The organism is Frankia sp. Mgl5 (assembly GCF_023242985.1).
Lineage (GTDB): Bacteria > Actinomycetota > Actinomycetes > Frankiales > Frankiaceae > Parafrankia > Parafrankia soli.
The window spans coordinates 58,785-81,841 of record NZ_JALKFY010000607.1 but is presented as its reverse complement, the minus strand read 5'-3'; the positions used below and the strand labels follow the sequence as shown (position 1 = coordinate 81,841).

Below are 23,057 nucleotides of genomic sequence, written 5' to 3'. Positions count from 1 at the left end.
GACCAGCACCCCGCCTCCTGCGTTGCGCGTTCCGCCCCGGCCTGACGGATGGTTGCGTGGAGTGACAGTCCCGTGACCAGGGTTCGGCACATTTCTGCGGCCAGACCTACTACCCGTGTCTACCCGCTTGCCGTTCTCGGCGACCTGGACAGCGCGGACAGCGCGGACAGCGCGGCCGCGTCGGAGGTGGTCACGGCGATCCAGATCCGTCCCCAGGCAAGGTATGCGGGAGCTGGTGCTGCACGGCGCGAGATCTACTCCCGGCCGGCGGAGTCTTCCGGCGACGAGATCGCGGTCGGACGCGGCGCCGGCCTGGCCCCGTCAGCGGAAGGTGGGCTGGTCGCCACCCCACGAGTGCGCGGGGAAGGGGTAGTCGTCGAAGCCGGGGATCGCCGGGCGCGCGGTGGTGACCTGGCCATGGGTGACCGCCGCCGCGGCAAGGGGCGCGGCGGCCGGCGGATGATGGGCGTCGCGGCCGAGGGCGTCGAGGAGCCAGGTCGCGGTGCGCGCGAGGGAGGCGGCGACGTCGCGGCCCCGGCCGTCGGCGGCGCGCGCCGCCAGCGCTTCGATGATCGCCGCCGCGAGGAAGTAGCCCGTGGCGTGGTCGAGCGCCTGCGCGGGCAGGGCGCCGGGCGTCACGCCGTCGCCGCTTTCGATCAACGCGATGCCCGTCGCAGCCTGGACGATGGAGTCGAATCCGCGCCGCCCTGCCCATGGGCCGGTGTCTCCCCAGGCGTTGATCCGGGCGCGGATCAGCCCGGGGGGCATCCGCAGGCCGAAGGCCTCGATGGAGCCGGGCCGGTAGCCGGTTACCAGGACATCGGCCCGGCCGAGAAGCTCCTGGGCGCGCGGCAGGTCGGTACGCAGGTCCAGGAGCGCCGAGCGTTTGCCCTGGCCGGTGTCGAGGTGCTGCCAGCTGATCTCCGCGGGAACCGGCGGGTCCAGGCGCAGGACGTCCGCGCCGAGCAGGGCGAGCGTCCGTCCACAGACCGGTCCCGCGAGGACGCGGGTGAGGTCGAGTACCCGAAGACCCGCCAGGGGCAGCGCGCCGCCCGCCAGGGTGAGTGCGGCGTCGTCGTCGCGTTCCGTGGTGCGCACGAGTGGCCCGGTGGTGGCGGTCGCGCCGGGAGCCGAGGCTCGCCATTCGGCCTCGGTCCGGACCCGGACGGCGATGGCGCCGGCCTGCGCCGCCTGGTCCTCAAGCTGCGCGGCGGAGCGGGCCGCTATTGCCCTGGCGGCCGTTTCCCGGTCGGGTTCGGCCAGTCCGAGGATCCGCAGGAGCCGGTCGCGGTGGTGCGGATAGTTTGCGTGGGTCCGCACGTACCCGTCCTCGGTCCGGAAGAAGCCGGACAGCGGCGCGAAGGCGTCCGCGCGCGCGTCGCCGTCCCGGAACAGACGGTCGCTGGCGAAGGCGGCGGCGACGCGCTCGAGGTCGAGATCCGCGTCGGTGACCGGGCCGGTCGCCCCGGCTCGGATGGCCGCCAGCCGCACCGCCTCCACGGAGGCTGTCGCCAGCCCCAGCACCGGAAGCGTCGCGGAAAGCCATGCGTCGGGCATTTGACCAGCATCACACACCGTCTGTCAGGCAGTAAACACGCCTCGGCTCAGGCTCTGGGCAAAGGTCCTGGGCGTGACCAGCCGCTGCGGTGACTATAATGATCAAATAGTTGCCGGTTCGTCCCGGGCTGACCAAGTGCCGATGCCTAGCGCTGTCGCGGCGGAGGCCGCCGGCGGCCGGCGACTGACGTCGGCCCTGCGGTGAGGCGATGACGGGTTGTCCTCGGATGGGAGGCCGGCCCGAGCGTCGGGTGGGACGATGCGCCATAGTAGCGGCGCAGTGATGTTCGCCGATGTGGATGGTGCGGCTCTTCTCCCGGACCTCGTCGGGACAGAGCGTGGCCTCGTCGTGATGATGTGCGGCCTGCCTGGCTCGGGCAAGAGCACGTATGCGCGGGCCCCGCGATCGCGACTCCCGGCCAGTCGAAGTCGCCGTGGAAGCGGACCGGCACACCTCTGCGGACCAGGGCGCCCACCAGCCGCGTCCCCCGGTAGTCGCTGGCTGGGCGGTGTCCGGGGTCCCGGTCGCCATGGAGTGCCGCGCGGCTGTTGCGTCTGGGATGATCGGGGCATGGACGAGACGCCCGTTACCATCGCGACGCGCGACGCGCGACGCCGTCGCCGTGCTGCTTCAGGCGGGCGCCCAGTTCGCCTATCCGCACGGTAGCCGCGCCGTCGGGTGTCAGCGGGCGGACTCGGACATCGATGTCGCAGCCTTCTTCGGCGTGCCTCGGCCTCCGAGCTCCTTCGACCTCCTTCTGCCGCCCGGCGTGGACCTCCTCGTCCTTGACAGCGCGCCGCTTGAGCTCGCGGGCAGGGTCGCGGCCGGCGGGCGGCTGCTCTTCGAGGAGGACCGGGCCGCGCGGGTGCGCTGGGAGGCGATGACCAGAAAGATCTACTTCGACGAACTTCCGCGGATCACTCGGGCCCACCGGGAGTTCGCCGCGGCTGTTCTGGGCCGGAGCGCGTAACCGGTGGTCGACGAGGCCCGGGTGCTACGCCTGCTCCGCGCGATCACCGACGATCTGTCTGTGCTCCGCTTCGAGTCGGGCGCCGACGACGAGCGCCGCGCGGACCCGATCTGGCTGCGCGGGGTGAAGTACACCTTCGTGACGGCGATCGAGGCCTGTGTCGACGTCGCGCAGCACATCTGCGCGACACAGGGCTGGGGACCGCCGGCGGACAACGGTGACGCGATCCGTCTCCTCGGCGACCATGGAGCGCTGGCCGCGACGCTCGCACTGACGCTCCGCAAGGCCGTCGGCTTCCGAAACGTCCTCGTCCACGACTACATCGCGGTCAACGATGAGATCGTCGTTGCTCGACTGGATGCCCTCGACGACCTTGACGAATTCGTCCGGCAGATAGCGGTGTACGTGTCTGCCTCGGGGGCGTAGCCGGGGCCCGCGGGTAGTCGCGCCCGACCTGGACGATTGCCACGCGGCCCGTGCCGGCGAACCTCGTGCGACACGTGGCGTGACCGTATGAGCATGCGACTTTTCGCAAGTTCTGCGACCAGATCTACTACCCGTGCCTCGAGGCGACCGCCGCCCGGCCGTACGCGCTGTACGTCCACGGCGGCAGCGACACCACCGGAGCGGTCCGCGGCGTGGAAACCATCACGACCGGCCTGAAGTGGAGGCGCCTGCGGGACCCGCTGACCGTCATCGGCGAGCTGTCCGCCGCCGACCGTGAGGCCTGCTGGGAGCTCGGCGCCGCCACCGCCGCGAGCCTGATGCCTTAGCCGCGCATGGGGCTCAGCGGCCCCGAGCCGTGGTTGACAGTTCGAGGACCTCCCTAATCTCCTCGATGCCGTGTGCGGTGCAGGCCTCGATCAGACCGGCCAGGCTGTCGGGGAGAAGGTCAATGATCCAGAGAAGTCGGCTGTGCCCGTCCCGTGAGGGCGTAGCTGGCTGGCCCAGCGTGATCGATCGACGTATCTGAGTTCGTGACACTTCTGTGACCAGATCTACTACCTGTAGCTCGTCGATGCTGTCCGCGCCGGCGACCATAGCGGCCACGATCGCCGACACCTTCACTTCGGCGTTCGCGCCTACCCTCCCGAGGGTCGGACCAGGGACGTACGCCGGCGATCAGTCCTGACAGCGCCGACCCGATGCGGCGGGCACGCGGGCACGCGGGCCGACGATCGGGCGGATCTTCCGCTGCTACCCCTTCAGGATGACCGGGCCGTGTCCGCGCAGCGGATGATCTCTACCGCGAGCAGGACGGGCGCGGCAGTCTCGATGAGCGACACGGCCAGCAGTGGCCATGCCACCGGAGCGGCCAGTGACCAGAACACCCCGAGCGCACCGAAGCTGGAGCCACAGAACAGCACCAGGTCCACTCCGAGCTGGGCGCGCTTCCGGCGCCGGCGGGCGGCATTCAGGCAGTGCTCGGTCTCCCAGCCCAGCAACTCGCGCTGCCCCCCGAAGCCCAGCCGGGGGCCGAGCACGTGACGCAGATTGTCGGACGCCTGATCGCGGCGGGGGGAGGGGAGGCCGTGCGGCGGTCAGGAATGGCTGAAAGCGCGGCGGTACTCGCTGGGCGATACCCCGCGACGAAGGGCGAACTGTTCGCGCAGGACGGCCGCGCTGCGGTAGCCGACCCGATCCGCGATCTGCTCGATGGACAGGTTGGTTGTCTCCAGCAGTTCCTCGGCGAGGGACAGGCGCTGGTTCCGTAGCCACGCGTGGGGGGACGTCCCGGTGGCCAACCTGAAATGGCGGGCGAATGAACGTCGGCTCATGAGTGCCCGGGCGGCCAGCAGATCGACGGAGATCGGATGGCTCAGGTGCGCCCGAGCCCATGCGAGGACGGCGGCCAGACGTTGGTCGTCGCTGTCCGAGGGCACCGGGGCGCTGACGTACTGGGCTTGGCCGCCCTCGCGGTGTGGCGGGATCACCAGGCCGCGGGCGATCTTGTTCGCTAGTCCGGCGCCGTGCTCGCGGCGGATGAGGTGGAGGCACATGTCCATGCCGGCCGCGGCTCCCGCTCCGGTGATGATCGTGCCTTCGTCGATGTACAGGGCTTCCGGCTGGACCGTCACCTCAGGGTGGCAGGCGGCGAGTTCGTCGGCGAACTGCCAGTGGGTGGTGACCCTGAGGCCGTCCAACAGACCTGCCGCTGCCAGGGCGAAGGTTCCGACGCAATGGGCGGCGATGGTCGCGCCCCGGTCGTGGGCCGCGCGCAGCGCAGGCAGGACGGGGTCCGAGGACTCGACCCGGTACTCCACTCCCGGCAAGATCAAGATCATATCGGCCGTCGCCAGCAGTCCGAGGTCATGGCGCACCGTCAGCGGAAGGCCGAGGTCGGTCTGGAGTGGTCCGGGGCGCCGCGCGCAGACGGCGAAGTCGAACCCGGGAACACCGGGCCGAGGACCGAAAGTCGCGTTGGCGATGCCGAGGCCGAGCGCGGTCGCGCCTGGTGGGGCATAGGCCGCGACGCGGTGGAGGCCCATGTCATCGATGGTGCCAGAGAAGTTGGCCCAAAACCTGCGGACAGCGGCGCTCCGGCCAGGGTCTGGCGCTGGCCAGGTCCAGGAGTCTTGCATCATGCGCGAAGACGACGAGACGACAGGTCGGGGCAGGGCGCCAGGCGGCACCCGGAACGAGGATCTGGTGGCTGACAGGGCCGCAAAGACGATCCTGGTGACGGGCGCCACCGGCAAACAGGGGGGCGCTGCCGCCACGCGGCTGCTCGCTGACGGATGGAGGGTACGGGCTCTGACCCGCAACCCGACGAGCATGGTCGCGCGGCGGCTGGCCGAGGCCGGCGCACAGGTCGTCGCGGGCGATCTGGACGACCGAGGGTCGCTGGATGCCGCCGCCGAGGGCGTTCACGGGGTGTTCAGCGTGCAGCAAGGTGCGCTGGGCAGCCCGCCAGTGCCCTTTGAGGACGAGGTTGGATGGGGCAGGAATGTGGCGGACGCGGCGGCGGCCGCCCGGGCACGGCACCTGGTCTACGCCTCGGTCGCCGGTGTCGAGCGCGGCGGCGGTGGCCGTGCCTTCGCGAGCAAGTGGGCGATCGAGGAACACATACGCCGTATCGGCATTCCGGCGACGATCCTGCGCCCGGTCTCGTTCATGGAGAACTACGCGGACCCAGCATTCGGAGTGCAGACCGGAACTCTGGCCACGCCCTTCGCGCCAGACATCCCCGAACAACTGATCGCCCTCGACGATATCGGCGCTTTCGTCGCGCTCGCCTTCGCCGATCCGGCTTGCTATCTGGGGAGGGCCGTCGGGATCGCCGGAGACGCGCTCCGGCCGGGGCAGACAGCCGAGGCGCTCAGCCGTACCACCGGCCACAAGATCCACTACGTGCAGGTTCCGGTCGACGTTGTCCGTCGGCAGAGTGCGGATGTCGCTGACGTGGCGATCTTCCTGAACGGTCACGGCGGGTACGGCGTCGACATCCCCGCCGCCCGGGCACTCCATTCGGGGCTGATTGATTTCGAGACCTGGATGTCCGGCCGGGGCCGGGAGAAACTCGCCAAACTGTTCGAGGGCGGAATCCAACCCGGCTGACAGCCGGCGCGCCAGTCCAGCGGCGGGTCTTGGACAGGGAACTCAGCGTCGGGTCGGTGGCCGGACCCGCAGCGGGCGAAGGGGCCGGTGGCCGAGGTGAGCTGGGGCAACTGGTGGTCGAGGTGGTCGCGCAGCCACACGGCGATCCCGGTGTTCGGGTCAAGCCGTAGAAACTCGAACGACCGCCACAACGCTTCGAGGCGCAGCACGGCTTCGGTGTGCTCGAACCAGCGCGGACACCAGCGGCGGTCGGCGTCAAGCGGCCGGCCGAACGAAGGCGCGAGGAATTCGCGGACAAACGACCCCACGTCAGGAAAGGCCAGCTCGACGGAATCGTCGCTGCCTGGTTCGGCGTCGCTGGCCTCCGCGGTACGCGTCGGCGTGCCGGTGGCGCGGGGCGGTGCCACACTGACGGCGCGGAGCGGGGCTGAGGGCAGATGCAGTGCCCGCATCAGTGCCGAGCCCGCCCTCCGCCAGGTGAACTCCGATGCCAGGTGGACGCGCAGGGCGGCAGCCCGGCCACGGGCGGCCGGAAGCGTGTAACAAGCGACCCGGGCAAGACGGCGGGCGAGCAGATCCACCAGAATCTCGTCGCTGCTGGCCAGCCCGGCCGCGACAGCCAGCGGTGGGAGCTGCGTCGGTGAGCGTCTCCTGGGAGCTTGGTGCCACCACCGCCGCGAGCCTGGTCATGTGAGGCCTCACGGATGATCAGGACGCTCCCGGTGCGGCCGCGTGATCCGCTGATGCCCGGAGGGCGGGGATCAGGGCGCCGATCCGCTCCAACTGGTCGAACTGGGAGCGCAGGTCCAGAGCACCAAGGCGGGTGACGATGTGGCGTGCGCCGCCGGCGACGTACCGGTCCAAGCCCTCGAGGACCTGGTCGGCGGAGCCGGTGACCACCGCCTGGATCTTTTCCAGCTCCTCCAGCGGCATCCCGTAGGCGGCCCGCGCGTAGTCGTCCAGCGCCCGCCGGCCGCGCTCGACGTTGTCATCGATTCGTATCGAGACGAACAGCGCGGGTGTGATGTCCTCGGCGACACGGCCGGCGTCGGCCGCCGCCGTGCGGATGTTCCGCAGCCCGGACGCGTAGTCGGCGGGGTCGGGCGGATAGGGCAGCCACCCGTCGTACGTCCGGCCGGTGCGGGCCAGCGCGCCCGGGGTCGCGCCGCCGAGCCAGATCGGCGGGCCGCCTGCCTGGAACGGCCTGGTCGCGGGCGGGATGTCGGCGAACCTGAGGATCTCGCCGTGGAAGGAGTCGGCACCGTTCCACAGTGCCCGCCACAGCGTGACCGTCTCGTCCAGCCGGGCGAAGCGCCGTTCCCACGGGACTTCGGAAAGGGTGTAAAAGGGTCGTCCGAAACGGCCGGGGAAGCCCGCGCCCACCGTCACCGTGAGCCGGCCGCCGGACAGCAGGTCGATCGACGCCAAAGACTGCGCGGCCTGGATCGGCCTTCGCAGGAACGGCAGCAGCGCGGCCGTTCCCAGGGTCACGGTCTCGGTCGCCGGGGCGAGCGCGGCCAACATCGTCAGCGCCTCGATGCGCGGGCTGATCAGCGAGTCATTGACGAAGAGCGAGGAGAAACCCAGGCGTTCGGCCCTGCGCCCGAACGCGACCAGCTCTCGAGGGTCCCCGTCCGCGCCCCACTGGGCGGCTCCGGTCGGAAGCAGTACACCGATGTCCATGGCAGTGATGCTTGTGACCGGGGCGGACAGCGACAATTCCCGGTAAGGAATGGCGCGGGATGCCACTGCCGGTAGAACAGGTCCGTGGACTTCCCCCGCGCGCTACGCGAACGCCGTACCCGCCGGCATCTCAGCCAGCTCGACCTGGCGCTGCGGGCGGGCACCACCCAGCGGCACCTCAGCTTCATCGAGTCCGGCAGGTCCGTTCCCGGCCGGAACATGGTCGTACGCCTGGCCGAGTCACTCGAACTGCCGCTGCGGGAGCGCAATGAGCTGCTGTTGGCTGCCGGGTACGCGCCCGTCTACCCGCAGAGCCCGCTCGACGACCCGGTTTTGGCCCCTGTGCGCACCGCGATCGACCACATCGTCCGCGGGCACCTGCCGTACCCGGCGCTGGTCGTGGACCGTAACGGCGACCTGGTCGTCGCGAACGACGCGTTCGATCTGATCACCGAGGGCGCGGCGCCCGAGCTGGTCGGTCCGGGCAAGAACATCTACCGCCTCGCGCTGCATCCCGAGGGCCTGGCGCCCCGCATCCGCAACTTCGCCGAATGGGCGCGCCACATCCTGGCGCGCCTTGGCCACGTGGCGGAGCTGCGCGCCGAACTTACGAGGTACGTCCCCGAGCTGGCGCCGTCCGACGGGCAGCTCGGTTTCGCCGTCCCGCTTCACCTGGGGTCGTCGCGCGGTGAGCTGCGCCTGATGACGACCGTGACGACCTTCGCCACCGCCGTCGATGTGACCCTCGCCGAGCTGAAGTTGGAGGCGTTCCTGCCGGTCGACCCGGCGACGGCCAAGGCCCTCTCGGTCGCCGCCGGGGCGGTGTCTCCCGCGACTCCCGGTCAGGCTCCCGGGAACATGTAGCCGACCTTGCTCCGGCCGTCGTCGTCGAGCACAGCGAACTCCAGGCCGCCTCCCGCCACAGTCAGCGGACGAGGCCCCTCGAAGGGCACCCGCGCAGAACGGGGAGACGGTCGTGATCACACGTGCCGGCGGACAGTTCGAGTACCTCCTTCACCATCGACGGCGACGATGAGCTCCCGCACCAGGTGCCCGTCCGGCATGGCCAGCGTCCTGACGTCCCCGTCGAGGCTGACATCCAGCACCCGTCCCGGTAGCAGCCGCCGATGCACAAGGGCTGACGCGTTACCGGGTCTCCTCAGGCGGTGACAGGACCATCAGATCCGCACGACTGGGACGGGGCGGTCTGGCGGCACCGGATAACTCACACGCGCGGAACCGACCGCTGGCAACTTTCTGGGCGAGGACGAGGACGGCGGCGAGCGCGAGCAGGCCGAGGGCGCGCAGGTAGACGGTGCCCTCACGGTGGACCAGCGGGGTGGCCAGCGCCGCGCAGGACAGCGCGCCGAGTGCCGGGGCCCAGGTGGGGGCACGGTAGGCGCCGGGCGGGACGGGCTCGCGACGCAACACCAGCGCGCTGGTGTTGACGACGAAGAAGACCAGCAGCAGGAGCAGGACGGTGGTGTCGGCAAGGCCGGCCAGCTGGCCGGTGCTGGCCAGCGCCACCGTCAGGGCCGTCACGAAGCCGATCGCTATCGGCGGGGTGCGTCGTCCGGGCAGCACCCGCGCGAAGACGGTCGGGATCGTGCCCTGGGCAGCCATGCCGTAGACGAGACGGGAGGCCATCACCATGTTCATCAGGGCGGTGTTGGCGACCGCGACCAGCGCGATCGCGGCGAACAGCTTCGACGGCACCGGCACGTCGGAGGCCTTCACCACTTCCAGCAGCGGGGCACCGGAGCCGGTGAGGATGTCGGGATCCACCAGCATCGCGCAGGTGAACGCGACGAACAGGTAGACCGTGCCGGCGATGAACATGCCGCCGAACAGCGCCCGGGGCAGGTCCCGGCGCGGCCGGCGGGCCTCCTCGACGAGGTTCACCGAGTTCTCGAAGCCGAGCATCGCGTAGAACGCGAGCGTCGTGCCGGCGAGCAGGGCGAGCGGCGCAGGCCCCTCGGCACGCAGCTCGAAGGCCCGTCCCGGTTCGCCCGCTCCGGTAGCCAGCGCGTGCACGCCGATCCCGACGATCAGCAACAGCCCGGTCAGCTCGATCACGGTGAGCACAAGGTTCACCCGGGCCGACTCCTCGATCCCACGGGCGTTGAGGACCGCGGTCAGCAGGATGAACACGACCGCGACGACGACCGTCGGGGCCGCCACGAACTCCGCGAGGTATTTGCCCCCAATGGCCCGCGCGGCCGTGGCGGTGGAGGTGATCCCGGCGGCCAGCACGGTGAAGCCGACCATGAAGGTGAGAAACGGGCGACGGAACGCCTCGTTGGCGTAGAGCGCTGCTCCGGCCGCCCGGGGGTACTTGCCGACAAGCTCGGCGTAGGCCGTCCCGGTGAGGAACGCCAGTGCGAAGGCGGTCAGGAACGGTGCCCAGATCATCCCGCCGACGTCGGCGGCGATCTGCCCGGTGAGCGCGTAGATCCCCGATCCGAGGACGTCACCGAGCACGAGGAACAACAGCATCCGCCCGCTCAGGACACGCGCCAGGGTGGGCTGTGCGGCGTGCGCCGTTCGCCCGGTCACCGCCGTCTCGTCATCGGTTGTCCTGTCCCCGCGGGCTTGGCTGGCCGTCGTCCGGCCGATAGCGGTCGGACGGCCGTTCATCGTGTGGCTGCCCCTGATCCGCGGGCTGGTCGCTGCCCGCCACGCCGCCGGGAGAGCCGGGCCGGCGTCCTCCGGGCCGAATACTGACACCGTGCCCGCCCGCCCGCCTGTTGGAGCTTGCCCAGCTCGGATGGCGGCCTGGCCGGTACAGGCTTGGGCCGATCTGGGTGCCCGCCGCGCCGGACAATCCGCCGGTCTACACCGGGCCGGATGCCGAGCGCGTGCCGGAGCTCATGGACGAGCTGTGTGGCTGGCTCCAGGGTGGATCGCCAGGCCGTTTCGGTCTGATCGGCACTGGGATCGGGGCGAGGAGCGCACGGAGGGCGTATCGGGCATCCTCGGCTCGTTGGCGGTCTTCGGCCGCCCGTACTAATGTACGTGCCATCGCTCTGGGTATATATGGCGTTGCTTTCGGTTGGATGGGTCCGAGGGAGGTTCGTCGCGGCGATCCATTCCGGCTGGCAGGACGATCCAGGCCAGATGGGCGGAAATGATCCCAGGCGGAGAGGATGATGTCGCGCGCGGAGATCGCTCGAGCGGCCGCGGCGGAGTGCGACGCACCGAACTGCGGCGCGGCCGTTTTCCGCCGAATAGTCTGTGTGTGGGCGGCAGTCGCGCCCGCAGTCATGCTCGCTTCCTTCATCCTTCCCTCGCGCACCGCTGACCTGGTGGTCCGCGCCTGCGGCATGGCCGCTATAGCGTTCCAGGGTGGGTGCGAACTGTGGTCGGCACAGCGAGCGAGGGGTGGCGAGCGACGTTGGCGACTGCTCCTTCTCACCGGATGGATCACGGTGGCAGCCGGCCTGGTCATCACTTCCGTCAGGGCGTTGTTCTCGGGCCAGAGCCCGGTGCCGCCCTTGTCGGGGACGGAGCCGGCGTATCTGGCGTTCATTCCAGCATCCGTTGCCGCGCTGCTGGCTTTTCCCACCGACCCACTCAGCCCGGAGGACGAGCCGGTGCGCCGAGCCGGCCAGCACGGTACCCATTGGCGGACTGTCACCGTCATGGACGCGGTGCTCCTCGCCGGCTCGCTGAGCCTGCTCGGCTGGGTGGTCGTCCTCCAGCCTCTGGTGCGTGCGCGAGCACCCACACCAGCCAGTCTCACGGCCTTGTTGGCGTTCGGCATCGGATGTCTCCTGCTACTGATCACCGTCCTGCTCGTAGCGGCGTTCCGGCGCCCGCGCCAGAAGAAGTCGTTCGCATTGCTCGGCGGCGGGCTGGCCTCCATCACCATACTTCTGCACGTGTCGCTCTACTTCATCGCGAGCGGCCAGCCGGAGCCCCTGCAACTCGAAGCCGCCAATGCCATTGGCACTGTGATGATCGGGCTTGCCTGCATCGCGCCACCACGGCCATCGACTGGCTCTGTAGTTGCGGCTGCCCCCCTAATTCCTGAATCCGCTCCTGACCGCAGGGCCTCGTGGCGCGTCCGGTGGCCTGGCTGGCGGGCCGGACCCGGCGTACGCTGGATGAGGATATTCCTCCCGTACGTTCCGCTGTCCGCGCTGGGCGTGCTGGCGGGATTTCAGGTGTCAACCGAGGCGCGGGTCGAACCGATCGAAATATACGGCGTCTTCGCGCTCGTGCTGCTGGTACTGATCCGGCAGATGCTTACTTTGGCGGACAACCAGAAGCTGCTGGACAGGGTTCAGCACAGCCGTCGCCAGCTGCACCACCAGGCGCTCCATGACCCGCTGACCGGGCTGGCGAACCGTGTGCTGTTCGGTGACCGGGTGGAAGAGGCGGTCGCTCGGCGAGCCCGCGGCCGGCTGGCTCTGCTCTTCTGCGATCTCGATGACTTCAAGATTGTCAACGACACCCTGGGTCATCCGGCCGGGGACGAATTGCTGAGGATAACCGCTTGGCGGCTGCTTGGTTGCGTACCGCCCTCGGACACGGTCGCCCGTCTCGGTGGCGACGAGTTCGCGGTTCTTTTGGCGGACGATGCCGCGGACGCCGAGGCGGTCGGCAAGAGGGTGGCCGCGGTGGTCCGGGCACCGTGCTTTCTCGCCGGGCAGCCGTGCGCCATTCACGCGAGCCTTGGCCTGACAGTCGCCGTGCCAGGATCCTCGATAAGTGCCGAGGATCTGATCCAGCAGGCGGATCTCGCCATGTACGCAGCCAAGCGGCGGGGGAAAAACAGTCTGGTCGTCTACGATCCTGACATCTTCGCTCACGGCCAGTCGCCGACGGCGCAACTCGCGCTGTCCCAGTTGTTGCGGGGCGATCCCGCCGGCGGCGTCATCGATGTCCTCTATCAGCCGATCGTCGATCTGACCCACCATCACACGGTCGCGTTTCAGGCTTCAACGTGCTGGCACCATCCGACGCTCGGGTCGTTCACGGCAGAGCAGACGGCCACGGTCGCGACCAGAGCGGGGCTAAGAGCACAGCTCGAACAGTTGATCCTCGGCCGCGCCTGCCATGATATCGGCCACTACCGAAGGCAGACAGGGCAGAACGTCGCCGTCTGCGTCGGCGTTTCGGCGGCGAGGCCGGCTGGTGACTTACTGCCCGACGTCGAGGCGGTGCTGGTGGCCTCCCGCCTCCCCACCCAGGCCCTGATCCTCAAGCTTTCGGACATGGAGTGCCTCGACGAGGAGGCCGCGCGCAGCCTGCGGACATGCGTCACCCGTGGCCTGCGCCTCGCGCTGAACGCCATCGCCAGGAACCAGAGCATCTTTCTGGCGCTCGACGAGCTGCCGATCCAGATACTCATGTTCGACAGCTCCTACGCCGGCGGCCTGACGGGGAGCGCCAACCGGGCCGACCTGCTCCGCCGGGCACTGCTCGCCCTCGCCAGGGACCTCGATCTCACGGTCGTTGCCACCGGCGTCCAGAACCGAGAGCAGGCACGCACATTGGCGCGCCATGGCTGCCGCTTCGGACAAGGACAGTTCTTCGGACCGCCAGCCGCACTGCCTGGTCAGCCGCGGCAACAGTGACATCGCGGGTGCGGTCCGTGGCGTCGAGACCATCACGACTGGTCTGAGATGGAAGCGGTCGCGTGAGCCGATCACCATCGTCGGTGAGCTGACCGCTGCGGACCGCGAGGCCTGCTGGGATCTCGGCGCCACGACCCCGCGAGCCTTGTGATGTAGGCGAGGCGCCGCGGCTCTGCTTGGCCTGGGGCCCGGGCTGGGACTCGGTGTCCCGGGCGGAATGAGCTTGTGGGGCGATGTGGGCGGGACGGCCAGGAACGCACTGTGAAGGCGTTCCGGGGAAAGGCCCCGGGCCCACAAGGGGAGAAAAGAAATGACGTCCTCAGCCGCGCTCTCTCCGGCCGCGCCGGAGAGCATCGTAGATCATCCCGAGGCAGGCTCGTGGGCAGCGCGCCGCCCGGTGACCGCGGTCGTCCCGGCGGTCCTCGGCTTCGCCATGGGCACGCTCACGTCCGTGGCCGGGGCGGTCTTCGGCTCCCAGGCCGGCGGCGCCTGGTTCGTCGCCGTGGCGCTGTTCGCGGTGGCGCTGCCGCTGTGGTGGCTCGGCGGGATCCAGCTGCTGCGCGGCTCGCGGACGGGGGCCCGCCTTGTCGGTGGGCTGGCCATCGCGGAGCTCGGCTTCAGTGTCTTCAAGCTGGTCGTCTTCCAGGAGTCGGCCGGCGTTCCGTTCTCGGCGATCTCCGCGGTGGTCCTGGGCTGCCTGGCCGCGCCCGCGACGCGGCGCTGGGCCCGCTGAGTCCTTCCCTGACCGACAGGCGCCGGCCCGCCTGGAGAGACGGGCAGCCGGTCGTCGAACCACCTGATCACGGCTGGCCGGCGCAGCCGACTAGACCGCCGGGCGGCCGAGACCGGCGTCGCGGGCCCGGGCGACGGCCTCGGCGCGGTCCGCGACCTGGAGCTTGGTGAAGACGTTCGAGACGTGGTTGCGGACGGTCTTCGGCGAGACGAACAGGCGCGACGCGATCGCCGCATTGGTCAGCCCCTGCGCGACAAGGTCGAGGATCTCGCGCTCCCGGGCGGTCAGCTCGGGAAACGGCGCGAGCGAAGAGCCGCCGGCGGCGAAGAAGGCCAGGACCCGCGTGGCGATGCCCGCGCTGAAGACGACATCCCCGCTGGCGACGGTCGTGAGCGCGCGGCTGATCTCGGCGCGGTCGGCTCCCTTCAGCAGATAGCCGCGCGCCCCGGCCCGCATCGCGGCGAAGATCGCGTCGTCGCCTTCGAGCATGGTGAGTACCAGCACCGCGGCCGTCGGGCAGGCGGTGGCCAGCTGCCGGGTGGCCTCGATGCCGCTCATCCCGGGCATGTTCAGATCCATGATCACCACGTCGGGCGCGAGGTCGCGGGCCAGCGCGACGGCGCTCTGCCCGTCGGCCGCCTCGCCGACGACATCGACGTCGGGCAGGACCGACAGCGCGACACCGAGTCCCTCGCGATAGAGGGGATGGTCGTCGGCGAGCAGCACCTTTGGGCGAGCGCGCGGTCGAGCGGACGCCCGGCCTGGCCGTCGTGTTCAGGAACCAGCTCCCGGGCGGTCTCGACCTGCAGCGCGACGGCGGCCAGCGTCGGTCCCATGCCATCGTGCAGCTCCCGGTGCAGCCGTCGCCGCTCGTCCTCTCGGACGGTCACGGCGTGTTCACGGGAGGTGCGCAGCTCGCTCGCCAGCAGGACGGCGTGTACAGCGACGGCGGCCTGCCGGGCCAGGTCGGACAGCAGCCGCCGTTCCCAGCGGCTCGGTTCCCCCTCCCGGCTCGCCACGACCAGCTGGCCGACGGGGGCGCCCGCGAACGCGAGCGGGACCGTCTCGACCGCGTCGGTGGGCTCGCCATGGCGCACCACCGCGCCGTCCTGTAACTCAAGCGCGACGTAGGGGCGGTGTAGCGCGGTGGCGACCATGCGGGTGAGTTCCGGCAGCGCCTGGTGGGCGACGGTCTCGGCGTCCCCGGTGGCCTCGAGCTGGTCGCCGAGGCGAGCCAGCGCCGTGTAGGGGTCGTCGCGCCGGCCGAAGAGGCGCGTGTTGACAAGCGCCCGCAGCCGCTGGTGCGCCGGCAGCGCGGCGACGGCGACGAGCACGGTCGCGACCAGGCGAGCGCGCTCGCCGCCGGCCAGGCTCCCGAGCAGCCAGACGCAGCCGACGTAGACGCCGATCACCACGGCGGTGAGCAGCGCCCAGACGACGGCGCGGCTGACCACGACGCGCAGGTCCCACAAGCCGTAGCGCAGCGCGGCCACCAGGCAGGCAACCGGCAGCGGCAGCATCGCGGCAGCGGTCGCGAGCGGCCCGACGGCGAAACCGGCGGCGAACAGCGGCACGCTCGTCGTCAGGCCGAACAGCAGCCAGCGCAGCTGCTGGCGGGTCTCGCCATCGCCGCGGCGCCAGCGTACGACGAGCGACGCGATCCCGGCCGCGAGCGCGGCCACCACGGCCACGGTGGTCCCGAGAACGACGGCGCCGTTGTCGGCGACCGGGACGGCGACCTGGTTGACAACGCCCAGCCGGGGCAGCGTCGCCGCCCACACCGACGCGGGTGCCAGCGCCCAGCGCAGCCCCTCGGCGACGGTGGCCAGGACGGCCAGGGCGAAGGCCGGGCGCCAGCGGTCCGAGACCAGCCGGCCGTCGGGCAGCAGCGGTGGCAGCACGAGGGCGACGGAGAAAAGGCCGATGATCCAGGTCCACTGCGCCAGCCACAGGGCGGTGGTCGCCCCGAACGCCCGTGGGCCGCGGGCAAAGGCCCAGACCCAGTACTCGACCGTCGCGAACGACACCGCCTGCAGCGCGCCGGATGCCAGCATCAGCCAGCCGACGGCGAGGCGTGGCTGGCGCCAGGCGAGCCACGCCCCGGTCGTGCCGAAGGCGCCGCCGGAGACGGTCTGCATCAGCCACCAGTCGGTCACCCCCGCCCCGGAGGGCGAGCCCAGGTTCTCGACATGCAGCGTCGCGCCTGTCAGCGTCGCCGCGCAGGTCAGCGCGAAGACGAAGACCGCCACTGGCCCGGACCCGGCCAGGGATGAGACGGGCCCGTTCTCGGCCCGCGAGGACGCGGGCCCGGCCGGGGCGACGCCGCGCCGCTGCGCGACCGGGATCTCCACCGTCAGATCGTGGCGCCTCCCGCCGGGCCCTGTCACGGGACACCGTGTCCCGACCTGCGGGGACAGGCCGACCCGGCCGAGAACGTGACGCCGGCCCGCGGCCACCGGGATCGGCGCTGCCGCAGGCTGACACCGTGCCGACAGACCCACGTGACGGGAGCGGTCGTTCCCTACCGTCGGGTAATCCCCAGGAAATGGAAGGAAACGCGATGCTGACAGAAATCGACCTGCTGCCGCTGCGTCTCGTGCACGACGCCATGCGGACCGAGTACGGGCGGCTCGCCCTGGCGGCCCAGGCCCCGCGCGACGCCTCCCACGCCGCGCTGATCGAGGACCACATCGCCCTCACGCTGCGCGTGCTGCACCATCACCACAGTGCGGAGGACCGGCTGCTGTGGCCGACGCTGCGCGTCCGGGCGCCACGCGCCGTCGTGGCCGTCGACCGCCTCGAGGCCCAGCACGCGGCGCTCGACCCGCTGATCGGCCACGCCGGCGACGTCGCGATCCCGCTGCCCGAGCGCGCCGACACGCTCACGCAGCTCCAGGCAACCCTGAACGCCCACCTCGACGAGGAGGAGGCCGTCGCCTTCCCACTGCTGCGCGGACTGCTCTCGCCCGAGGAGTTCAAGGAGATCGGCAAGGACGCCGCGCGGAACACCAGCCGCCGCGACCTCCCGAAGCTGTACGGCTGGCTCATCATCGCCGCAGACGAGACGACCCGTGCCGATGCCCTCACGCTCGTGCCGCTTCCCCTGCGGCTGCTGCTCAGGCGCGTCTGGGGCCCGGCCTACCAGCGCCGCGCCGCCAACCTCTACAGCGTCCTGACCGTTGGCTCTACGGCGTCCTGACCGTCGGCGAGGAAAGTGCGCGCCCGCGGGGCGCGTCGTCGGACGGAACAGGCGTTGCCGCCGGGCATGTCAGAACGCCGTGGCCTCGTACGAGACGTACGCCAGGGTGTCGACGTCGCTACTGAACCGGTCGAAGCAGTGGAAGCGGACCGTGACGTCACCCGTCGGCACGGCCGTGGCCCCGGCGGTTCCCGGGCTGGGCGGGTTCGTCGTCCAGCCATCGACGGCGCAGCGCGGCGCGCCGCGGCCAGCCTCGTCGACTGGCGTGACCTGGACGTGTGCTGCCCCGCCCCCGACCTCGGGAAAGATCGCCTCGTACCGGCCGATCGCGGTCCGAACGATCCAGTTGTCCGCGCCCGCGCCATTGCGCGATCGAGCGGCGTCGGCTCGGACCCGCGCGCCGATCGGCGGCACGCCGAGTCGACCCGAGCCCGTCCCGTTTCGGTCGTCACCGGCGAGGCGGACACCGTTGACGAGGTAGGCAAGGTGGATGGACGATCTTTCGTCACCGCCGGCCGGCGACGAGGCGTAGGTCAGCGCGAACGGCACGTCGGCGAGGGCCCCGTCGCGGATGCAACCGACCGTGACCGTCGCAGTGTCGTGACCGTCGTCGACCGCGACGACGTCGGTCGGCGCGCAGAAGACGTCACCTTCGCCGAGCGCGTTCACCTGCAGGTTTCCCGCCATCCGACCGAAACCTTCCGCCACCAGGCGGACTTCGTGCCGACCCCGGGCGAGCCGGACCACCTCGACCGTGCCCTCCCCCGAACTCCAGCCGTCTGTGAGCCGCATCGGCTCGGCCTGCTGGTCCGAGGCCGCAGCGGATGTCGAGGACGCGGCAGGCTGCACTGGTCCAGCAGCGATCGACGGCGCAGCAGGGGGCGAGGGTCTGTCGATCCGCAGGTACGCGAACACCTCGTCGTGTCCCGGGTCGCCGGGCAGCCGGTAGGCGAACATCACCGAGAACGCTGCGTCCACCGGCTCTCCGCCCGCCCCGACGCATACGACGTCGACCTGTTCGTCGCCCTGGTGGTCGTCCCAGTCGCTCGCCCGGCAGGTCACCGCGTCGTCGCCGATCGCGGTCACCACCGCCGCGCCATGCCGGTCCGGGATCCCGCTGCCCTCGAACAGCACCCGATAGGCGCCGGGTGCCAGCCGGACGCCCCGGTCCGGCGGCGGCGGGAAATCGCCGGCCGCCGGCGGCGCCCGATCCTCGTCGGTCGACAGGTCCTGCTCTTCGCCGATCGGGGCGTTGCGCAGGTCGACGAGGGCCGCTTCGTAGCCGGACTGGTAGTGGTCGCCCTCCGCATCGGGCTTGGTCTGGAATCGGAACGAGCCGACGAGGGCAACGACGGCCGCGATGACGATCGAGACCGCGACCAACGCCTCTGCCCAGTCGACGTCGCGCGACCAGGCCACCAGCCTCGCAGTGGGCCTGGACCCCCGGCCCGGCGCCTCGGCGTCCTGCGCCGCAACGGGCTCGGCGCCCTGCGTCGTGTCAGGCGTCGTCCGGTCGATCGGTACGGAGTCCGTGCCGTCGGTTCCCGCGTCGCCAGCCCGGACGTCGTCAGTCCCGTCGACCATGCTCACTCCCGCATGAATGGCAGCACCGCGCCGCGGACCTGTCCGGTTCCGCTCAATCTGGACGATAGGGGCGCGTGACCCGTGATGCGCGAACACGGCACGGCCGCGGAAGCACCACTTGGTCGCGGCTGCTCCGTGCGTACCGCGTTCTTCGAAGCGGCCCGTGGAGGTGACTTCGACTCTCCTCCTGGGGCGTCTGCCCACTCGACTGACGAGTCACGGCTATGACGGATCGGAGCGACGGAAGGTAATGCGCACGGGGCTCGGTCGGACGGCCTTTCTGCGATGCCGCCGCCGGAGGGGGCTTGTGGGCGGCTGCGACGTGTGACCGCCCCGCGCGCCCGATGCGGATCGCGACGCGGGCGGAGGTGAATGCCGCACGGCCGTCCCGTCTGCGAAGATCGGGGTGTGGACGAGACACTCGCGCGCACGGCGACGCACGACGCTGTCGCCGTTCTGCGTCAGGCGGGCGCACGGTTCGCCTACCTGCACGGCAGTCGCGCTGTCGGGCGCCAGCGGGCGGACTCGGACATCGACATCGCCGCCTACTTCGGCGGGCCGCGGCCTCCCAACGCCTTCGACGTACTTCTGCCGCCTGGAGTCGACCTCCTCGTCCTGGACAACGCTCCGCTCGAGCTTGCCGGCCGGGTCGCCGTCGGCGGAACACTGCTCTTCGAAGACGACCGGGCCGCGCGCGTGCACTGGGAGGCGATGACCAGAAAGATCTACTTCGACGAACTCCCACGGATCACTCGCTCCCACCGAGAGTTCGCCGCCGCCCTGCTGCCCAGGACCGTGTAACCGGTGGTCGACCAGGTCCGGGTGCTGCGCCTGCTCCGCGCCGTCACCGACGACCTTTCCGTGCTGCGCCGCGAGGCGGACGCCGGCGACGAGCGCCGCGCGGACCCGATCTGGCTGCGCGGCGTCAAGTACACCTTCGTGACGGCGATCGAGGCTTGCGTCGACGTCGCGCAGCACATCTGCGCGGCGCGGGGCTGGGGACCACCAGCGGACAACGGCGACGCGGTCCGCCTCCTCGGCGATCACGGAGCGATGGACCCGGCGCTTGCCCGGTCGCTCCGCAAGGCCGTCGGCTTCAGGAACGTCCTCGTCCATGACTACATCGACGTCAACGATGAGATCGTCATCGCTCGGCTGAGGGCCCTCGACGACCTTGACGAATTCGTCCGGGAAATAGTCGTCTACGTGTCCGAGACGGACGCGTAGCCTACGGCCTCGGGAAGGCGCGACGGTAGCCGCCGGGTGAGGATCCCGTGGCGAAGAGCCGGATTCAGGTACCCGATCAAAGCAGCACCTCGGCCAGGGCACGCCACTGCGCGCGGGCTGGCTGACCGGTGCGAGCGTGCACATCGGTGCCCGCCGAGACGACCTGGACCGCCACGTGGTCCGCTCCGGCGGCGTGGTGCTCGGTGATCCGCTTCGCGACCTCGTCGACTGTTCCCCAGGCGTAAAGCGCGTCGACCAGCCGGTCACTGCCGCCTTCCGTGAGCTCGTCGTCCGAGAAGCCCACCATGCGAAGGCTGCGCACGTAGTTCGGGAGTGCGAGGTAGTAGCTGAGGTTGTGGCGGGCCAGTGCCCACGCCGTCGCGGGGTCGGTCTCCAGGATCACCTTCTGCTCGGGGACGAGCAGGGGGCCCGCGCCCAGCGTCCCGCGGGCGAACTCGGTGTGCTCGGGGGTCACGAGGTAGGGATGGGCCCCGGCGGAGCGGGTTGCCGCGAGAGCAAGCGCCTTCGGGCGCAGCGCGGCCAGGACACGGGAGCCGGCCGGCACCGGCTCCGGCGCCGTGTCGAGGGTGTCGAGAAAGCCGGCCAGGTATCGCAGGGGCCGGGTGTACGTCCTGCCGAGCGCCGCCACGCTGGGGGCGTGGCTGGCGCCGAGGCCGAGCAGGAGCCGGTCCGGGTACGTCCGTGCGACCTCGTGGAAGGCGGCGGCGAGCGCGGTGGCCTCGGTGGCCCACACGTTGACGATCGCGGTGGCCACGACCATCCTGCGGGACGCCGCGAGCAGCTGTGCTGGCTGGCGCAGCTCGGGGGCGGAGGCGCCGAGCCACAGCGCCCCGTACCCGAGCTCGTCGAGCTCCGCCGCCGCCTCGGCGGCATCCGGCGTGTTCCAGGCGAAAGACGGGGACCAGATGCCCACCCGTCCCAGCGTCGGCGTCATGGCAGCTCTCCCCGATGCGTGCGAGCACCCTCGCGGGTGGCAGTGTTCGATCCATCTCGAACACTGCCACTGTACGATAGCAGTCGAACAGTTGGGAGGTTGGTGAAAGTGAGGCTGAGGGGAGAATGGCGACGAAGTCGAGACGGGTACTCGGCCTGCGGCACACGGACCCGGGCGAGGTGAGCCTGCAGGAGGCGCTCGAGGCGCTGGCCGACCCGGTGCGCCGGTCGATCGTGCGGACGTTGGCGGGCGAGGCGGACTTCGCCCGTACCTGCGGCACCTTCGACCTGCCGGTGTCGAAGGCCACCGCCAGTCACCACTTCGCCGTTCTGCGCGCCACCGGCCTGCTCGAACAGGTCGACCAGGGTCCGCGTCGACTCAACCGGCTGCGCCGGGCCGAGTTCGACGCCCGCTTCCCGGGCCTGCTCGCCCTGGTTCTCGCCGAGGGCGAGCCGGCCGCCACGCACTGAGGGCCGCCTGTCCGGGTCGGTGTAGGGCAGGCCGGGCTCCGGTTGCCGCCAGGAGGTGCGCACTCCCGACAACCGGGTCGTTGCGAACGCGACTGGCCGAGACTGAGCCAGTCCGTGCTCATAATCGCCGCTTCCAGCCGCGGGCCAGGCGGCCGACCCCGGCGTCGGGCGGAGTCACGGCCCGACGCCCAACCGGCTAACTCGCACCTCGCTCGGGCGGTGAGGGTGGGCCCGCCGCTACTTCTTCAGGACCGCCACGCCGAGTGGATTGCCGCCGACGGGGACCGTCGCGACGACGGCGCCGCGCTTCAGGTCGATCACCGAGACGTCACCTGACCAGAAGTTACTGGTGTAGGCACGGGGCTGGCGATGGTCGTCGTCCAACGCCACGGTGTTGGGGGCGTCACCGACGGGAATCTCGGCAATGACCGTGTTTGTCCTCAGGTCGAGCACCGTGACGTTGTTGCTCAGCTGCTCGGGAATGTAGGCGCGCGGCGCGCGCGGATTGTCGTCGATAGCGAGGAACGACGGCCCGATGTCCTCCGCTGGGAGGGTGATCGTGGCGACCACCTTGTTGCTGGTCGCGTCGATCACCGACACGGTGTTGTCGAAAAGGTTGGTGACATAGACACGCGGGTGGACGGGACGGTCGAGAACGGCGACACCGAGTGGTCCTGCGCCGGCGGGGATGGTCGCGACGACCTTGTCGGTGGCGACGTCGATCGCTGACACGGTGTTGTCGTCGGTGTTGGCGACATAGACTCGGGGCCGGGGCAGGCTGTCGGCGATCGCCACGCCTTCGGGAAAGGCGCCGACGGGAATGGTCGCGACGACCTCGTTCGTCGTGAGATCGATCGCCGAGACGATGTTCGCGGAGGCGCCGGTGACGTAGGCGCGCGGTCGCGACATCCTGTCGGTGACCGCCACCTTGACCGCTCCCGCATCCTGTCCTGGCAGCAGCGGGACGCCGTCGACCGTCCTGTTGTCCCGGGGGTCGATCACTGTGAGACCGTCAACATAGTCCTCTGTGCCGACGCCGTTTTTCCCGGCGGCGTAGACACGCCCGCCGAGCTTTTTGGTCGCCGCTATGCCCTCCGGGTTGTCGTGAGGAATCGTGGCTACGAGGTTGTTGCTCCGCGCGTCGATGACCGAAACGTTGGAGGCGCCCCAGTTGGCGACATAGACCCGCGTCGAACCGACCCCTCCTCCCCCCGAGCGGGGCAGCGCGCCACCAGCCCGGCCTGGTATCGCGGCTTCCATCGGACGGGGAAACACCTTCACCGCTGGACCGGGCCTCGCGGCTTCCGCCCGGCTCGGCACCCCGGCCAGGACAAGGGCCGCGACGACAGCCTGCACTCCCAGCGCGAGGAGTCGCTTTCTCCGGGAGTTGTAGCTTCTGCTAGTCAATCTCCTCAGGTCACGTCTTCGAGTCGACACCGCTTCCTCCGGTATTGATGACGACCCTGCCGCGCGGCGCACGCCGTCGACAGAGGATTACTGGAAGTAGTCGACGTGAATCTAGTGAGATTGCAGAGAGT

23 protein-coding genes and 1 pseudogene are annotated in these 23,057 nt (G+C 70.6%); 11 read left to right on the top strand and 13 right to left on the bottom strand.

Going from position 1 to position 23,057, the window contains the following annotated elements:
• Window positions 1–321: 321 nt before the first annotated feature.
• Window positions 322–1,557, bottom strand: a complete 1,236-nt coding sequence (locus MXD62_RS12425; RefSeq protein WP_248829428.1) for a CoA transferase — start codon at window positions 1,555–1,557, stop codon at window positions 322–324.
• A 146-nt stretch (window positions 1,558–1,703) separates the two neighbouring features.
• Window positions 1,704–2,009, bottom strand: coding sequence for a hypothetical protein (locus MXD62_RS12420; RefSeq protein WP_248829441.1), 306 nt, complete (start codon window positions 2,007–2,009; stop codon window positions 1,704–1,706).
• A 171-nt stretch (window positions 2,010–2,180) separates the two neighbouring features.
• On the opposite strand from MXD62_RS12420, the gene MXD62_RS12415 reads away from it, so the two are divergent.
• From MXD62_RS12415 to MXD62_RS39715, 3 genes are all read left to right on the top strand, one after another.
• Window positions 2,181–2,528 carry a nucleotidyltransferase domain-containing protein gene (locus tag MXD62_RS12415; RefSeq protein WP_248829427.1) on the top strand — a complete coding sequence of 116 codons (348 nt, stop codon included), beginning with the start codon at window positions 2,181–2,183 and terminating at the stop codon, window positions 2,526–2,528.
• 3 nt (window positions 2,529–2,531) lie between these two features.
• Window positions 2,532–2,954, top strand: a complete 423-nt coding sequence (locus MXD62_RS12410) for a DUF86 domain-containing protein (RefSeq protein WP_248829426.1) — start codon at window positions 2,532–2,534, stop codon at window positions 2,952–2,954.
• Window positions 2,955–3,166: 212 nt separating this feature from the next.
• Entirely contained in the window at window positions 3,167–3,301 is a 135-nt protein-coding gene (locus MXD62_RS39715) for a hypothetical protein (RefSeq protein WP_308301243.1), read from the top strand.
• 13 nt (window positions 3,302–3,314) lie between these two features.
• Here the strand turns inward: MXD62_RS39715 and MXD62_RS12405 are convergent, their stop codons facing one another.
• The 3 genes from MXD62_RS12405 to MXD62_RS12395 all read right to left on the bottom strand — a co-directional run bounded on the left by MXD62_RS12405 (window position 3,315) and on the right by MXD62_RS12395 (window position 5,017).
• The gene (locus tag MXD62_RS12405) at window positions 3,315–3,578 is read right to left on the bottom strand and encodes a hypothetical protein (RefSeq protein ID WP_248829425.1); all 264 of its coding nucleotides are present in this window, start codon (window positions 3,576–3,578) and stop codon (window positions 3,315–3,317) included.
• A 155-nt stretch (window positions 3,579–3,733) separates the two neighbouring features.
• Window positions 3,734–4,012, bottom strand: a complete 279-nt coding sequence (locus MXD62_RS12400; protein WP_248829424.1) for a hypothetical protein — start codon at window positions 4,010–4,012, stop codon at window positions 3,734–3,736.
• Window positions 4,013–4,069: 57 nt separating this feature from the next.
• Window positions 4,070–5,017: a GlxA family transcriptional regulator gene (locus MXD62_RS12395; protein ID WP_248829423.1), complete on the bottom strand. Its 948-nt coding sequence runs from the start codon at window positions 5,015–5,017 to the stop codon at window positions 4,070–4,072.
• Window positions 5,018–5,207: 190 nt separating this feature from the next.
• Here MXD62_RS12395 and MXD62_RS12390 point away from each other — a divergent pair, with 190 nt between their 5' ends.
• Window positions 5,208–6,086, top strand: coding sequence for an NmrA/HSCARG family protein (locus tag MXD62_RS12390; RefSeq protein WP_248829422.1), 879 nt, complete (start codon window positions 5,208–5,210; stop codon window positions 6,084–6,086).
• Window positions 6,087–6,145: 59 nt separating this feature from the next.
• Here the strand turns inward: MXD62_RS12390 and MXD62_RS40670 are convergent.
• Window positions 6,146–6,538, bottom strand: a pseudogene (locus tag MXD62_RS40670) (DUF4913 domain-containing protein); the annotation flags it as partial.
• Between the two features lie 256 nt (window positions 6,539–6,794).
• Window positions 6,795–7,769 carry an LLM class flavin-dependent oxidoreductase gene (locus MXD62_RS12385; RefSeq protein WP_248829421.1) on the bottom strand — a complete coding sequence of 325 codons (975 nt, stop codon included), beginning with the start codon at window positions 7,767–7,769 and terminating at the stop codon, window positions 6,795–6,797.
• A gap of 84 nt (window positions 7,770–7,853) precedes the next feature.
• Here MXD62_RS12385 and MXD62_RS12380 point away from each other — a divergent pair, with 84 nt between their 5' ends.
• Window positions 7,854–8,633: a helix-turn-helix domain-containing protein gene (locus MXD62_RS12380; protein WP_248829420.1), complete on the top strand. Its 780-nt coding sequence runs from the start codon at window positions 7,854–7,856 to the stop codon at window positions 8,631–8,633.
• A gap of 282 nt (window positions 8,634–8,915) precedes the next feature.
• Here the strand turns inward: MXD62_RS12380 and MXD62_RS12375 are convergent, their stop codons facing one another.
• Window positions 8,916–10,325, bottom strand: coding sequence for an APC family permease (locus tag MXD62_RS12375; RefSeq protein ID WP_248829419.1), 1,410 nt, complete (start codon window positions 10,323–10,325; stop codon window positions 8,916–8,918).
• Between the two features lie 872 nt (window positions 10,326–11,197).
• Between MXD62_RS12375 and MXD62_RS12370 the strand changes: the two genes are divergently transcribed.
• Together MXD62_RS12370 and MXD62_RS12365 are read left to right on the top strand one after the other, a co-directional pair.
• Window positions 11,198–13,351: a diguanylate cyclase gene (locus MXD62_RS12370; RefSeq protein ID WP_248829418.1), complete on the top strand. Its 2,154-nt coding sequence runs from the start codon at window positions 11,198–11,200 to the stop codon at window positions 13,349–13,351.
• Between the two features lie 310 nt (window positions 13,352–13,661).
• Window positions 13,662–14,084, top strand: coding sequence for a hypothetical protein (locus MXD62_RS12365; RefSeq protein WP_248829417.1), 423 nt, complete (start codon window positions 13,662–13,664; stop codon window positions 14,082–14,084).
• Window positions 14,085–14,174: 90 nt separating this feature from the next.
• On the opposite strand, the gene MXD62_RS12360 is transcribed toward MXD62_RS12365, so the two are convergent.
• The gene (locus MXD62_RS12360) at window positions 14,175–14,759 is read right to left on the bottom strand and encodes a response regulator transcription factor (protein WP_248829440.1); all 585 of its coding nucleotides are present in this window, start codon (window positions 14,757–14,759) and stop codon (window positions 14,175–14,177) included.
• Complete coding sequence (locus MXD62_RS39710) at window positions 14,666–16,471, bottom strand: histidine kinase (RefSeq protein WP_248829416.1); 1,806 nt, start codon at window positions 16,469–16,471, stop codon at window positions 14,666–14,668. The genes MXD62_RS12360 and MXD62_RS39710 overlap by 94 nt, the downstream gene beginning before the upstream one ends.
• Window positions 16,472–16,644: 173 nt before the next feature.
• Here MXD62_RS39710 and MXD62_RS12350 point away from each other — a divergent pair, with 173 nt between their 5' ends.
• Window positions 16,645–17,283: a hemerythrin domain-containing protein gene (locus MXD62_RS12350; protein WP_248829415.1), complete on the top strand. Its 639-nt coding sequence runs from the start codon at window positions 16,645–16,647 to the stop codon at window positions 17,281–17,283.
• A 69-nt stretch (window positions 17,284–17,352) separates the two neighbouring features.
• On the opposite strand, the gene MXD62_RS12345 is transcribed toward MXD62_RS12350, so the two are convergent.
• Window positions 17,353–18,867 (bottom strand): hypothetical protein, encoded by a 1,515-nt coding sequence (locus tag MXD62_RS12345; protein WP_248829414.1) that lies wholly within the window; start codon window positions 18,865–18,867, stop codon window positions 17,353–17,355.
• Between the two features lie 408 nt (window positions 18,868–19,275).
• On the opposite strand from MXD62_RS12345, the gene MXD62_RS12340 reads away from it, so the two are divergent.
• Window positions 19,276–19,668: a nucleotidyltransferase domain-containing protein gene (locus MXD62_RS12340; protein ID WP_248829413.1), complete on the top strand. Its 393-nt coding sequence runs from the start codon at window positions 19,276–19,278 to the stop codon at window positions 19,666–19,668.
• A 3-nt stretch (window positions 19,669–19,671) separates the two neighbouring features.
• Complete coding sequence (locus MXD62_RS12335) at window positions 19,672–20,094, top strand: DUF86 domain-containing protein (protein ID WP_248829412.1); 423 nt, start codon at window positions 19,672–19,674, stop codon at window positions 20,092–20,094.
• A 76-nt stretch (window positions 20,095–20,170) separates the two neighbouring features.
• On the opposite strand, the gene MXD62_RS12330 is transcribed toward MXD62_RS12335, so the two are convergent.
• On the bottom strand, window positions 20,171–21,049 hold the full coding sequence (locus MXD62_RS12330) for a TIGR03620 family F420-dependent LLM class oxidoreductase (protein WP_248829411.1): 879 nt from the start codon (window positions 21,047–21,049) through the stop codon (window positions 20,171–20,173).
• Between the two features lie 125 nt (window positions 21,050–21,174).
• Between MXD62_RS12330 and MXD62_RS12325 the strand changes: the two genes are divergently transcribed.
• Window positions 21,175–21,519 carry a helix-turn-helix transcriptional regulator gene (locus MXD62_RS12325; protein ID WP_112108432.1) on the top strand — a complete coding sequence of 115 codons (345 nt, stop codon included), beginning with the start codon at window positions 21,175–21,177 and terminating at the stop codon, window positions 21,517–21,519.
• Between the two features lie 237 nt (window positions 21,520–21,756).
• Here MXD62_RS12325 and MXD62_RS12320 read toward each other — a convergent pair whose 3' ends face one another.
• On the bottom strand, window positions 21,757–22,998 hold the full coding sequence (locus MXD62_RS12320; RefSeq protein ID WP_248829410.1) for a YncE family protein: 1,242 nt from the start codon (window positions 22,996–22,998) through the stop codon (window positions 21,757–21,759).
• Window positions 22,999–23,057: the final 59 nt, after the last annotated feature.

Coding starts and splice junctions, on each gene's coding strand:
- MXD62_RS12325 (WP_112108432.1), top strand. CDS start 21,175: ATGGCGACGAAGTCGAGACGGGTACTCGGCCTGCGGCACACGGACCCG.
- MXD62_RS12385 (WP_248829421.1), bottom strand. CDS start 7,769: ATGGACATCGGTGTACTGCTTCCGACCGGAGCCGCCCAGTGGGGCGCG.
- MXD62_RS12330 (WP_248829411.1), bottom strand. CDS start 21,049: ATGACGCCGACGCTGGGACGGGTGGGCATCTGGTCCCCGTCTTTCGCC.
- MXD62_RS12365 (WP_248829417.1), top strand. CDS start 13,662: ATGACGTCCTCAGCCGCGCTCTCTCCGGCCGCGCCGGAGAGCATCGTA.
- MXD62_RS12345 (WP_248829414.1), bottom strand. CDS start 18,867: ATGGTCGACGGGACTGACGACGTCCGGGCTGGCGACGCGGGAACCGAC.
- MXD62_RS12350 (WP_248829415.1), top strand. CDS start 16,645: ATGCTGACAGAAATCGACCTGCTGCCGCTGCGTCTCGTGCACGACGCC.
- MXD62_RS12395 (WP_248829423.1), bottom strand. CDS start 5,017: ATGGGCCTCCACCGCGTCGCGGCCTATGCCCCACCAGGCGCGACCGCG.
- MXD62_RS12425 (WP_248829428.1), bottom strand. CDS start 1,557: ATGCCCGACGCATGGCTTTCCGCGACGCTTCCGGTGCTGGGGCTGGCG.